This is a genomic window from Sulfitobacter guttiformis (assembly GCF_003610455.1).
In the GTDB taxonomy this organism is placed as follows: domain Bacteria; phylum Pseudomonadota; class Alphaproteobacteria; order Rhodobacterales; family Rhodobacteraceae; genus Sulfitobacter; species Sulfitobacter guttiformis.
Genome location: NZ_RAQK01000002.1, coordinates 857707 through 870202, shown reverse-complemented (window position 1 = coordinate 870202; position 12496 = coordinate 857707). Strand labels below are relative to the sequence as shown.

General features: G+C 57.4%; 15 protein-coding genes. 12 read left to right on the top strand and 3 right to left on the bottom strand.

The window, feature by feature from the left end:
• Nucleotides 1-26 precede the first annotated feature (26 nt).
• Nucleotides 27-1514 (top strand): ribosome biogenesis GTPase Der, encoded by a 1488-nt coding sequence (gene der, locus C8N30_RS16830; RefSeq protein WP_025061629.1) that lies wholly within the window; start codon nucleotides 27-29, stop codon nucleotides 1512-1514.
• Between the two features lie 3 nt (nucleotides 1515-1517).
• On the opposite strand, the gene C8N30_RS16825 is transcribed toward der, so the two are convergent.
• Nucleotides 1518-2231 (bottom strand): tryptophan-rich sensory protein, encoded by a 714-nt coding sequence (locus C8N30_RS16825; RefSeq protein WP_025061630.1) that lies wholly within the window; start codon nucleotides 2229-2231, stop codon nucleotides 1518-1520.
• A gap of 63 nt (nucleotides 2232-2294) precedes the next feature.
• Between C8N30_RS16825 and C8N30_RS16820 the strand changes: the two genes are divergently transcribed.
• A complete protein-coding gene (locus C8N30_RS16820) occupies nucleotides 2295-3479 on the top strand; it encodes a DUF2235 domain-containing protein (protein WP_025061631.1) in 1185 nt (394 codons plus the stop codon).
• 19 nt (nucleotides 3480-3498) lie between these two features.
• Here the strand turns inward: C8N30_RS16820 and serS are convergent, their stop codons facing one another.
• Entirely contained in the window at nucleotides 3499-4791 is a 1293-nt protein-coding gene (gene serS, locus C8N30_RS16815) for a serine--tRNA ligase (protein ID WP_025061632.1), read from the bottom strand.
• Between the two features lie 225 nt (nucleotides 4792-5016).
• On the opposite strand from serS, the gene yajC reads away from it, so the two are divergent.
• The 10 genes from yajC to C8N30_RS16765 are packed head-to-tail and all read left to right on the top strand — an operon-like array spanning nucleotide 5017 to nucleotide 11800.
• Nucleotides 5017-5295 (top strand): preprotein translocase subunit YajC, encoded by a 279-nt coding sequence (yajC, locus tag C8N30_RS16810; RefSeq protein ID WP_025061633.1) that lies wholly within the window; start codon nucleotides 5017-5019, stop codon nucleotides 5293-5295.
• Nucleotides 5296-5327: 32 nt separating this feature from the next.
• Nucleotides 5328-6977 (top strand): protein translocase subunit SecD, encoded by a 1650-nt coding sequence (secD, locus tag C8N30_RS16805; RefSeq protein ID WP_025061634.1) that lies wholly within the window; start codon nucleotides 5328-5330, stop codon nucleotides 6975-6977.
• Between the two features lies 1 nt (nucleotide 6978).
• Nucleotides 6979-7947 (top strand): protein translocase subunit SecF, encoded by a 969-nt coding sequence (gene secF / locus C8N30_RS16800; RefSeq protein WP_025061635.1) that lies wholly within the window; start codon nucleotides 6979-6981, stop codon nucleotides 7945-7947.
• Nucleotides 7940-8695 (top strand): sulfite exporter TauE/SafE family protein, encoded by a 756-nt coding sequence (locus C8N30_RS16795; RefSeq protein ID WP_025061636.1) that lies wholly within the window; start codon nucleotides 7940-7942, stop codon nucleotides 8693-8695. The genes secF and C8N30_RS16795 overlap by 8 nt, the downstream gene beginning before the upstream one ends.
• A gap of 3 nt (nucleotides 8696-8698) precedes the next feature.
• Complete coding sequence (locus tag C8N30_RS16790) at nucleotides 8699-9052, top strand: Mth938-like domain-containing protein (protein WP_025061637.1); 354 nt, start codon at nucleotides 8699-8701, stop codon at nucleotides 9050-9052.
• Nucleotides 9053-9057: 5 nt separating this feature from the next.
• The gene (gene ccmA / locus C8N30_RS16785) at nucleotides 9058-9675 is read left to right on the top strand and encodes a heme ABC exporter ATP-binding protein CcmA (RefSeq protein WP_025061638.1); all 618 of its coding nucleotides are present in this window, start codon (nucleotides 9058-9060) and stop codon (nucleotides 9673-9675) included.
• Entirely contained in the window at nucleotides 9672-10328 is a 657-nt protein-coding gene (gene ccmB, locus C8N30_RS16780; protein ID WP_025061639.1) for a heme exporter protein CcmB, read from the top strand. The genes ccmA and ccmB overlap by 4 nt, the downstream gene beginning before the upstream one ends.
• Before the next feature lie 50 nt (nucleotides 10329-10378).
• Nucleotides 10379-11110 carry a heme ABC transporter permease gene (locus tag C8N30_RS16775; protein WP_025061640.1) on the top strand — a complete coding sequence of 244 codons (732 nt, stop codon included), beginning with the start codon at nucleotides 10379-10381 and terminating at the stop codon, nucleotides 11108-11110.
• Nucleotides 11107-11271 (top strand): heme exporter protein CcmD, encoded by a 165-nt coding sequence (ccmD, locus tag C8N30_RS16770; RefSeq protein ID WP_037967825.1) that lies wholly within the window; start codon nucleotides 11107-11109, stop codon nucleotides 11269-11271. Before C8N30_RS16775 ends, ccmD begins: the two co-directional genes overlap by 4 nt.
• Nucleotides 11258-11800: a DsbE family thiol:disulfide interchange protein gene (locus C8N30_RS16765; protein ID WP_037967826.1), complete on the top strand. Its 543-nt coding sequence runs from the start codon at nucleotides 11258-11260 to the stop codon at nucleotides 11798-11800. The genes ccmD and C8N30_RS16765 overlap by 14 nt, the downstream gene beginning before the upstream one ends.
• Before the next feature lie 4 nt (nucleotides 11801-11804).
• Here C8N30_RS16765 and C8N30_RS16760 read toward each other — a convergent pair whose 3' ends face one another.
• Nucleotides 11805-12344: a CBS domain-containing protein gene (locus C8N30_RS16760; RefSeq protein ID WP_025061643.1), complete on the bottom strand. Its 540-nt coding sequence runs from the start codon at nucleotides 12342-12344 to the stop codon at nucleotides 11805-11807.
• Nucleotides 12345-12496 lie beyond the last annotated feature (152 nt).

Sequence of the window (12496 nt, the reverse complement as noted above, 5' to 3'; positions counted from 1 at the left end):
GGTTCAACCCGTTTCGGAGTGTATCCATGTCCTTCACCCTCGCCATTGTGGGCCGTCCCAATGTGGGAAAATCCACGCTGTTCAACCGTCTTGTGGGGCGGCGCCTCGCGTTGGTGGATGACCAGCCGGGTGTGACCCGCGATCTGCGTGAAGGTGCGGCAAAATTGGCCGACTTGCGCTTTACCGTGATTGACACGGCTGGTCTGGAAGAGGTCACCGATGATAGTCTTCAGGGCCGGATGCGCCGTCTGACCGAACGTGCGGTGGATATGGCGGATGTTTGCCTGTTCATGGTTGATGCACGTGTGGGCATCACGCCCTCTGATCTGGTCTTTGCCGAGATCCTGCGCAAACGCTCTGCTCATGTCGTGCTTGTCGCCAACAAGGCCGAAGGCAACGCGGCCGAGGCCGGTGTGCTTGAGGCATATTCGCTGGGTCTGGGTGAGCCGATCCGCCTGTCCGCCGAACATGGCGAGGGTCTGACCGACCTTTATACCGTCCTGATGCCGCTGGCTGATGGCTTTGCCGAAAGTCGTCCCGACGAAACTCCCGAGATTGACGTCGATCTGAGCGAGGAAGACGGCGACGATATGGATGTGGTGCCTGTACCGACCCGCGCCAAACCGTTGCAGGTGGCAGTTGTGGGCAGGCCTAATGCCGGCAAATCAACGTTGATTAACCAGATTGTTAAAGAAGACCGCTTGCTCACAGGACCCGAGGCAGGGATCACGCGCGATGCGATCTCGCTCATGACGGAATGGGCAGGACCGGACGGCGTCGCAGTTCCCATGCGCATCTTTGATACGGCGGGCATGCGTAAAAAGGCAAAGATTCAGGAAAAACTCGAAAAACTCAGTGTGAGTGACGGGCTGCGTGCGGTGAAGTTTGCCGAGGTGGTGGTTGTCCTTCTGGATGCCGAGATCCCGTTCGAGCAACAGGATCTGCGAATTGCCGATCTGGCGGAGCGTGAGGGTCGCGCTGTGGTTATCGCGGTTAACAAATGGGACGTCGAAGAAGACAAACAGGGTAAGCTCAAAGAGCTAAAAGAGAGTTTTGAGCGGCTGCTGCCGCAATTGCGCGGTGCGCCGCTGATCACGGTTTCGGCGAAAACGGGCAGGGGGCTGGACCGCTTGCAACAGGCGATTATGCGCGCTTATGACATGTGGAACCGCCGTGTGACCACCGCACAGCTGAACCGCTGGCTGTCGGGTATGCTTGAGGCGCATCCGCCCCCAGCGCCGCAGGGCAAGCGGATCAAGATGAAATATATGACACAGGCCAAAACCCGGCCTCCCGGTTTTGTGGTGATGTGCAGTCATCCCGACAAGGTGCCCGAAAGCTATAACCGCTATCTGGTCAACGGCTTGCGTGTTGATTTTGATATGCCGGGCACGCCCATCCGTCTTTGGATGCGCGGCCAGTCCGAGGCTAACCCCTACAAAGGCCGCAAGAAAGCGCCGCCTTCCAAGTTGCGCAAACATATCGGTGGCAAGCCGAATGACGGCAGCAGGTAGTTCCTATCTGTCTGCACGCCATGCTTTGAAGGTAGGGACAATCATCGCGATTGCCCCGCCTGCGGCCAGTGCTGCGACCGTCACGTTTGGCACTACAAAGTTGTGCACCACGACACCGACGAGCGCCCAGATCACTGCAACCCCGTAGGTTGGAGCGCGGGCCAGTTTGTTTTGAACCGCCGAGGCGAGAACGAGGGCGACGATAATCGCGCCAACTGCCGCCGTCGTGCTGTCGACGAACCCGTACCCCGCCGCAAGCAACCCTAACGAGACGCAGGACGCCGCGCTTAGCCAGCCTGCATAAAGACCCAAAGGTAGTGCCGCGAACCATTTGTCCTGAACAGGTGTGCGGAACAGCGCAACCAGCGACGAAACCAGCATGATCCAGATCAGGACTGCGGCCCAGACCGGACTGGCCACCGCCACCGCAAGCCAGATAGAACCTACCGCCAGCGAGGGGATCAGCGCGACGCGCATCGGGTGCCAAGCTGCATTGTCGCGCCGTTTCCAGACACCAAAACCTAAACCTGCGATCAACCACAGGTAAATCATCCCCCAGATTGCAAAGGCGTATCCCTCAGGCTGCACCGGCGGATCAATCTGAGGTACCGGGAACTGGTCGGGATCGAATCCGCCAAAATTAGGCACAAATACGGGTGACACGGCAAAAAGCACCGCAAAAAGAAACACTAAAATCGCGGTGAGGGGACGTGACATGGGGACCTTTCTGGTCGAAACTGGTATGTGGTACCCGACATATACTACAAAGGAACTTTGCCAATGGCACGGATCGCTATTTTTTGCGACGGCACATGGAGCAGCCCGACGATCGAGCAGCCCACCCATGTGGCGCACCTGTTCGGGAAAACCCGCAACACGAACGCCCAGCACACCCGTTATTTCGAGGGCGTAGGCACTGCGGGCAAAGAGGCGGGCTTTTTCCGCAAGACCGCAATGAAATTTGGGGGCGGTGCCTTTGGTTGGGGCCTTAACGAGAATATCAAAAACGCCTATGTGGCCTTGTGCGCCCAATACGAGGCGGGCGACGAGATTTTCATTTTCGGCTTTTCGCGGGGTGCCTATACGGCGCGGTCATTGGCCGGAATGATCCGCAAATGTGGCATCGTTGCTGACCCGACGCCTGAAACACTGGACGAAGCATTTCACCTTTACCGCAAGCCTGGCATCGAGAATCACCCCGATGCGCTCCATATTCTTCAGGCGCGTCGTAAACTGTCGCCGCGTTTTGCAACATCACGCTCTGATATGGAATGGCGGGCTGTAACGCCGTGGCACAACGATCCATCTCAGTTTCACAAGGTCGAGATTGCCTATCTGGGCATTTGGGACACGGTTGGATCGCTGGGGGTTCCTGCGCCATTGTTGGGTCCAGTGGCAAAGCTGTGGAATAGCAAATACAGTTTTCACGATACATTGCTCACCTCGATGGTGAAGGCGGCGCGGCATGCGGTTGCCTTGGACGAGCGGCGGGTATTTTACCGTCCGGCCCTGTGGGACAACCTTGAGGCCTCGCAAGGCCATGAAGGCCTGAACAAAGGGGACCGCAGCGAGGCGCGCCCCTACCAGCAGGTTTGGTTTACGGGTAACCACGCCATCATCGGTGGCTCTGCGTCCAAAGCACGTGCGCTCACGGGGCAGTCTCTTTTATGGGTGGCAGAAGGGGCGCAGAAGGCGGGCTTGGACATTGACATGACAGATCTGCTGGACCGTTTGCCCGATCCGATGGCAGACAGTCACACGCTGAACCAGCCACCGCCGCTGTATGTTCTAATGGGAAATTTCCTGAAATGGCGCGACGGGCCGGGGCATGCCATAGATCTGCATGGCAGTGCAGACCAGCGGATCAAAGGGCGCAGGGATTACCGCCCCCGTTCGCTGAAGAATCTGTTGCCGGAGTTGTTCGGCGGCGTCCCGAATGGGGAAAGGGACGCTCCGGGGCGTTAAGCCCCGGCCACCCGCTATTTTATGAAAGTATCCCGTCGAGGGCGAGGGTCGTTTTGCCTCCGAGATAGGGAGCAAGAACAGCAGGCAGGATCACCGTGCCATCCGCCTGCTGGCCATTTTCAAGCACCGCAATCAGGCAACGCCCGACAGCAAGGCCCGATCCATTGAGCGTGTGCACAAACTGTGGCTTGCCGCCGTCTGCGGGTTTGAACCGCGCATTCATGCGCCGTGCCTGAAAATCACCCGTCGTGGAAACGGAGCTGATTTCGCGGTAGGCATTCTGGCCGGGGAGCCATGCCTCTATATCAAAGGTGCGTCGCGCGCCAAATCCCATATCACCGGTACACAATAGAACCGTACGATAGGGCACGCCGAGCTTTTCCAATATCCCCTCTGCACAGGCCAGCATCCTCTTTTGCTCGTCGTCGGAGGCTTCGGGCAGGGTGATCGAGACCATCTCGACCTTTTCGAACTGATGCTGGCGCAGCATACCGGAGGTATCGCGGCCCGCACTCCCCGCTTCGGAGCGAAAGCACAGCGTATGGGAGGTCATCCGGCGCGGCAGATCTGCTGCATCCAGTGTATCGCCCGCAACTGTATAGGTCAGCGGCACTTCGGAGGTCGGCACCAACCACATGCCTTCGGTCGTGCGGTAGCTGTCATCACCGAATTTGGGCAGCTTGTCGGTGCCATACATCGCCTCGTCGCGCACCATCACGGGGGAGTTTACCTCCGTCAGGCCATTCTCGTCGACATGCGTATCAAGCATGAATTGCGCCAGCGCACGGTGGATACGTGCCACGCCGCGCTTGAGCATGACAAAGCGCGCACCGGATGTTTTGGCTGCGGTCTCGAAATCCATGGAAGCGGCAACACTACCTAGGTCGTAGTGCTCCTTTGGTTCAAAATCGAACACCGGAACATCGCCCCATTTTTTCACTTCGACATTATCATTCTCATCGGCACCCATCGGCACATCGTCAGCGGGCATGTTCGGAATGCGCGCCAGCATATCAGTGAGTTGCACATCCAACTCCTTGGCCTCGGATTGCATCGCGGCAACTTCGGCCTTCTTCTCGGACACTAATGCGCGCAGGCGTTCGAATTCTGCCTCATTGCCGGATGCTTTCGCGGCGCCCACAAGCTTCGAGGCAGAGTTCTGGTCGGCCTGTGCTGTTTCGGCCGCCTGAATTTTTGCGCGCCGCGAAGAATCGAGCGTCAGAATGGAGGCAGACAGCGCCGCATCGCCGCGCCGCGCAAGGGCGGCATCAAAAGCATCGGGATTGTCGCGTATCGCACGGATGTCATGCATCTGTGTATCCTCCGTAAAATTCACTCATGGGTCGAGATATTGAATCGTTAGGCCGCGTTATGGCCCATAATCGGGTTACGGCATAGAGGGGGCATGAAAACTCCGCAATAGGCCCGATAAGTGGGGGCCGGTACCTTGCAAAGCGGCGAGACGGCGCATAGGTTCTGCCGAACTTCAGACATCGGGGCGCAAGCCCTGCAAGACCCACATAAAAGGACCACCCCCATGTCAGGCATCGAGCAATTTATTCCGCTGATCCTTATTTTCGGTATCATGTACTTCCTGTTGATCCGTCCCCAGCAAAAGAAGCTGAAAGATCATCAGGCGATGGTTGCAGGCTTGCGCCGCGGGGATCAGGTGGTCACGCAGGGCGGTATTCTGGGTAAGGTTGTAAAGGTTAAAGACGACGGTGAACTCGAGCTTGAGATTGCCGAAGGCGTAAAGGTCCGCGTGATTCAGAGCACGATTGCCACTGTGGTAAGCAAGACCGAACCGGCCAAGTAACTTCTAACGCGACCAGATAAAAGGCGGGCGATATGCTCCAGATATCCATATGGAAACGCATCGCCATCTGGCTGACGTGTGCGGTCGGCCTCATGCTGGCAGCGCCCAACGGGTTTTACACCGTTGTTGAAGGGCACAATGATGCGGTCAAAGAGATTGAGCTGTCGGGTGCCACACCCGAACTTGAAGCACAGCGCGCTTTATGGCCTGATTTCATGCCGAACAACCTTGTTAATCTGGGCCTCGATCTGCGCGGCGGTGCACATCTGCTTGCCGAGGTGCGTGTCGAGGACGTCTATACCGCCCGCCTTGAGGCGATGTGGCCTGAGGTGCGCGATGCGGTGCGTCGGATTTCTCCCGTAAATCTGCAACAGTCCGGCCCCGCAGAGTTGAAGGTCCGCCTGACAGATCCCACTAAAATGGCCGAAGCAATGACGATCGTGCGCGGTCTTGGCCGTCCGGTACAAACGCTCACCGGCGCTGGCGCCAATGATATCGAAGTCAGCGGCGATAGTGGTGTGATCACCGTGGTCCTGTCCGAGGCCGAACGGAGTGCGACCGACGAGCGCACAATGCAGCAATCGCTTGAGATTATTCGCCGCCGGATCGACGAGGTCGGCACCCGCGAACCTACGATCCAGCGACAGGGCGCCGACCGGATTCTCATTCAGGTGCCCGGTATCGGCTCTGCCGCCGAGCTGAAAGCAATCATCGGCACGACTGCGCAGCTTACCTTTAACCCTGTTGTTCGCCGCACCACCGACGCCGCCGAACGTCCAGGAATCGGCAATGAGCTTGTCCCCTCGCTTGATGAAACAGGGCTTTTCTATGTGATCGAAAGCGCGCCGGTTGTGACGGGCGAGGAACTGGTCGACGCGCAGCCCAGCTTTGACCAGAATGGCGGCCCCGCCGTCAGTTTCCGGTTCAACACCAGCGGCGCGCGTAAATTCGGCGACTATACCGCCGAGAACATCGGCTCTCCTTTTGCGATCGTCCTGGACGACGAAGTAGTGAGCGCGCCAACAATCCAGAGCCATATTCCGGGCGGTTCGGGGATCATTACCGGAAATTTCGGGGTGGAGGAATCTACCCGCTTGGCGGTGCTGCTGCGGGCAGGGGCACTTCCGGCACAACTCGATTTTCTGGAAGAGCGCACAATTGGACCCGAGTTGGGGCAAGACAGCATTGACGCTGGTAAGGTCGCCACCATCGTAGCCTTCTCGCTGGTGTTGTTTTTCATGTTTGCCGCCTACGGCCTGTTTGGCATTTTCGCGAACATCGCCCTGATCATCAACGTAGGACTTTTGTTTGGTCTTCTGAGCCTAGTCGGGGCCACGCTGACGCTGCCGGGAATTGCGGGCATCGTCCTGACGGTGGGTATGGCAGTGGACGCAAACGTGCTGATATTCGAGCGTATCCGAGAAGAGTTGCTGACCTCTAAGGGGCCAGCACGGGCAATCGAGCTCGGCTATGAAAAAGCACTGAGCGCCATTCTGGATGCAAACATCACCACATTCATTACTGCGGTGATTCTGTTTGCCATGGGGTCTGGCCCGGTGCGCGGCTTCGCGATTACGCTGGGCTTGGGTATTCTAACGTCGGTGTTCACGGCGATCTACGTAACGCGTCTGATGGTGGTCATCTGGTACGAACGCCGCCGTCCCAAAACGATAGAGATCTGATATGCGCTTTAGACTTGTCAAACAGAACACTAATTTCGATTTCTTCACCCGTTGGAAGCTGTGGCTGGGTATCTCTGGTCTTATGATGGTTGTGGCCTTTGCATCTTTTCTGATTCAGGGACTTAACTTCGGTATCGACTTCAGGGGCGGCACAACAATCCGCACCGAGAGCCCGCGCCCCGTAATCATATCAGAATACCGCGATGCGATGACAACGCTGGATCTGGGCGATATCACTATCACGGAAGTGTTCGATCCCTCGTTCGGCCCTGATCAGAACGTAGCAATGGTTCGGATTCAGGCACAAGACGAGCAAGAGGCCGTCACCGCAGAATTGATTCAAGCGGTCGAGGGCGCGCTGAAGGAAGTGCGTCCCGACATCAAGTTCATCTCGGTGGAATCGGTGGGGCCAAAAGTTTCGGGTGAGTTGATTAATACTGCGATTATCGCAATTATATTAGCGATGGGGGCGGTTCTGATCTACATCTGGCTCCGGTTCGAATGGCAGTTTGCTGCAGGTGCCGTTCTGGCGCTTGTCCATGATGTGGTGCTTACCATAGGTGTCTTCTCGGAGGTTCAAATCCGGTTTGATCTCGCGATTATTGCAGCGCTGCTCACGATCGTGGGGTATTCTCTGAACGACACAGTGGTGGTGTTTGACCGTGTGCGCGAGAACCTGCGCAAATACAAAAGCAGGCCCCTCAAGGAAGTGTTGAACATGTCCATCAACGAGACGTTGAGCCGGACCTTCATGACTTCTTTCACCACGCTTCTGGCGCTGATTGCGTTATTTGTATTGGGTGGTGACGTTATCCGCGGATTCGTTTTCGCGATGATCTGGGGCGTGATTGTCGGTACATATTCATCGATTTTCGTGGCCACGGCAGCGCTTCTTTATTTCGGGGTGACACGCGACTTCTCCAAGCCTGACGCGAACTCCGGGAATCAATTCGCAAACATTGATGCCTGAAATCCTGACCTCGGCCCTCGCAACGCAAGGGCTGGTCTGGTTGGTCGTCGCAGTATTTATCGCGGGCTTGGTGCGCGGATTTGCGGGCTTTGGATCCGCGATGATTATCATGCCGGTTGCAAGCACGGTTTTGCCGCCTGTTGAAGCCGTGACATTCCTTATTTGTGCCGAATTAATTGGGCCCTTGCCCAATGCACGCGCCGCATGGCGTGACGGTGAGCCACGGGAGGTGGGTCTGCTTGTCCTCGGTGCGCTTCTCGCCCTACCGCTGGGCCTATGGGCATTGACCAGCATGGATCCGGCCGCCTTTGGCTGGGTCGTCTCGATATCCGTCTTTGCCCTACTGGCGCTCACGATCGCAGGCTGGCGGCTGAAAGGGGCGCTGACTCAGCGTTTGGTGGTGGCGGCAGGTGCGGCCGGCGGTTTCATGACAGGTTTTGCAGGCATTCCCGGACCGCCGGTGATCATGCTCTACATGGCCAGCACACTGCCCGCTGCTGTGATCCGCGCCAATTTTCTGCTTTATCTCGTCGCGCTTGATCTACTACTTTTTCCGATTCTTTGGGCCTTCGGGCTAATGAACTGGTCGATTGCATTTCTCGGTGTTCTTGTCGGTGTGCCGAACCTCATTGCGAATATTATCGGGGCGCGTCTTTTTGACCCCTCTGCCGAGCGTCTTTTTCGTAATGTGGCCTATATCGTGATTGCTGTATCGGCTATTGTCGGGCTGCCGCTGTGGAAAGGATAAATCATGCGATTAAACGAGATTGTCTTTAACGATGCCAAGCCTGTCGAAGGGTATGGTCCCGGCTTTTTCCGCATCGGCGGGCAGGTTGTGCAAGGGCCGGTAATCGCCGCGCCGTCCGGCACGCGTACGTGGGGCGGTTTTGAGGATGTCGCAGCACTTGAGGCACTGGTCACCGAAGCGGATGTTATTTTCATCGGCACTGGAGGCGAGATAGCGCATTTGCCACAAGGTCTTCGCTCGCGTCTTGAAGACGCTGGGGTAGGCGTAGAGGCCATGTCTTCCCCCGCTGCGGCGCGAACCTACAATGTTTTGCTGAGCGAGGGGCGTCGTGTGGCCCTTGCCATGCTCCCGATCTAGCGTCGGTGGCACTACGCCTGACAGATGTTGCCGTCGCGCGCGGTGGTGTGCCGGTTCTCGGCGGTGTATCATTCACGCTGGAAGGCGGAGAGGCGCTGATCCTGCGTGGGCCTAATGGTTCGGGCAAGACAACTCTGCTGCGCACCATTGCAGGCCTACAGCCGCCGCTGTCTGGAACGCTGGAGGGTGCCGCCGACGCCGTTGCCTATGCGGGCCATGCCGACGGCTTGAAATCCATGCTCAGCGTAGCGGAGAATTTACAGTTCTGGGCGGCAGTGTACGGGCAGCGCGATATTGCAATCGCACTGGGGGCATATGGGTTGGAGCCACTGGCGGACCGGCTGACAGGTACATTGTCGGCGGGGCAAAAGCGGCGGGCGGGGCTGGCCCGGCTGATGGTCACGGGACGGCCTATCTGGGTACTCGATGAGCCGACAGTCTCGCTTGATCTGGGTGCCGTAGGGATGTTTGCGGCAGCGGTGCGCGGCCATCTCAGGGCAGGCGGCATGGCACTGTTGGCGACCCATATTGATTTGGGGTTGGAAGCAAAGATTTTTGACGTGAGCGGCTTTCGTGCAGCGCCTTCGGCGGTCCACGGTGCTAGTGACGAGGCCTTTTTGTGATTGCTCTTCTCATACGCGATCTACGTCTTGCGCTGCGTGCGGGCGGAGGTTTTGGCCTTGGACTTGCTTTTTTTCTGATATTAACGGTGCTCGTGCCTTTCAGCGTGGGGCCGCAAAGCGCGCTGTTGTCCTCCATTGCACCCGGTATTTTGTGGCTGGGCGCGTTGCTGGCCTGCCTGCTCTCGCTTGACCGGTTGCTGGCGCTTGATTTCGAGGATGGCACACTGGATGTTCTGGCCACCGCGCCGCTGCCGCTCGAGGCTGCATTGGCGGTCAAGGCGCTTGCCCATTGGATCACGACCGGATTGCCGCTTGTTCTGGCGGCACCTTTTTTGGGCATTCTTCTGAATCTGCCGACACAGGGGTTCGGATGGCTTGTGCTTTCGCTGTTGTTGGGTACGCCGGCCCTGTCGATGATCGGCACTTTTGGCGCGGCGCTGACGGTGGGCATCAAACGCGGTGGTCTTCTCATGTCGTTGCTGGTGCTGCCGCTTTATGTGCCAACGCTGATTTTCGGGGCAGAGGCGGCGCGGCGTGGCGCAATCGGAATGGCGGCGGAAACTCCGCTGCTTTTGCTCGCAGGGATCAGTCTCGGTTCGGTGGCGTTGCTGCCCTTTGCCGCTGCGGCTGCTTTGCGGATGACAATCCGGTGAGAATTCCCTTATCCATTGAGCTTACCCAAACGGAGTATTAGGTACCTGCTATGTCATTATGGGAATACGCAAATCCGGTAAAGTTCTTGGCGCTGAGTGCGCGCGTGCAGCCCTTTGCTTGGGGCGCTGCGGCAATTGGTATCAGCGTGGGTTTGATCTGGGGTTTCTTTGCAACGCCCGATGACTTCCGTCAGGGATCCACTGTGAAAATCATCTATATCCACGTGCCCTCCGCATGGATCGCGATCAACGCATGGATTATGATGCTGATTGCATCGCTTGTCTGGTTGGTGCGCCGCCATCACGTGAGCGCACTGGCCGCGCGTGCTGCGGCCCCCGTTGGGTTGGTAATGACGGTGATCGGCCTGCTGACCGGTGCGATCTGGGGCCAACCGATGTGGGGAACATGGTGGGCGTGGGACCCGCGGCTGACATCGTTCCTGATCCTGTTTTTATTCTATCTAGGATATATCGCATTGTGGGAGGCTGTCGATGATCCTGACACGGCGGCCGATCTGACGTCTGTATTATGCCTCGTCGGGTCGGTCTTTGCGCTGATGTCTCGCTATGCTGTTTTGTTCTGGAGTCAGGGTCTACATCAGGGGGCTACTCTCAGCCTCGACAAGGAAGAGAATATTTCCGACGTGTTCTGGCAGCCGCTGGTTATTTCGATCGCGGGGTTCTCGCTGTTGTTTATCGCTCTGGTCCTCTACCGCACGGGTACTGAAATCGCCCTGCGCCGCACGCGTGCGCTGGCCGTCCGGCTGGAGCGGAGTGCATGATGCCGGATCTGGGAAAATACGCCGCCGAGGTATTGGGCGCCTACGGCGTCACTCTTCTTCTTCTGGCGGGGTTAGTTATTGTGACGTTGCGGCGGGGCCGAAAGGCACGTGCTGCGCTCAAAAAGATGGAACAGGAGACAGCGCGCGATGTCAAAAATTAGCCCGCTTATGGTCGCGCCACCGCTTATTTTTGCTGCTTTCGTAGCTTTGGCGTTTTTCGGGATGTTCCGTGACGATCCTAATGGCATTCCCTCCACCTTGGTCGGGCAGATGGCACCTGGCGTGCCCGAGCGTGATTTGGTCGGGTTTCCGCCCGCGACTAACGCGATGTTAGCAACGGGTGAGGTGACTTTGGTTAATTTCTGGGCCAGTTGGTGCCCGCCTTGTCGTGCCGAGCACCCCAAGTTGCTGGAGATGAAATCGCAAGGCGTGAACATCATCGGGATTAATTTCAAAGATACCGAACGCGCTGCTACCCAATATCTTATAAACGACGACAATCCCTTTGCCGGTGTCGGCTTTGACCCACAGGGGCGCAAGGCAATCGATTGGGGTGTCACGGCCCCACCCGAGACATTTATTCTGGATGGGGACGGGACTGTCTTGTTCCGTTTCGCAGGCCCGTTGATCGGCAGCGACTACGAGCAGCGGTTTTTGCCCGTGCTACAAGCCGCGCAAGCGGAGCAATGAGCAGTTACATCATCCCGACGACAACGACCATTACGATGGAATAAAGGGCGATACCGCCGCCAATCAGGAATGGCGCCCAGTTTTTCGTAATTGTTGCAGTGGCGATTGATTTCATTTGATAGATGAGGTCTGGCCAAGTGTATGAAACAAAATCGCCCTGTGTGAACACGGCCTTTATGCGCCCCTCTGCGTCTACGACGGGCAGGCGGCGAAAACGCTCGTTCGACATAATGCGGAGCCAATCAAGCATATCATCCGTCTCCTGCGCCAGACGCGGGTTTTCTGTCATAATTTCTGACAAACTTGTCGTTTTGGCGTCCAGCCCTTTGCCGACCAGCTTATTCATCACATCGCGTTCTGTGACCACTCCGATCACTTTTTCTTGGGCGTCGACGATGATAACCGAGCCGTAGTTCTTTTCCGACATTGCCGATACAGCGTCAAAAACGCTTGTCGCGGGGGAGCGGGTCAGGGGCTTCATCTTCGTTTTATATTCGGGGCGGTCCATCAGGCGGTTTCCGGGACGCTGTGCTGTTTGTGTCATGGTGCGATCCTTCCTATTAGGTGTGACACTGGACGTAGCGCTGCAGGGCCATTTCTCCACCCGAACAAGGGGTGGGGGTTCTACTTGAGGGGCGTCCACAAAAAAAAGGGCCCCCTGTAGGTACAGGGGGCCCTTTGAAACTGTTTGGCGGT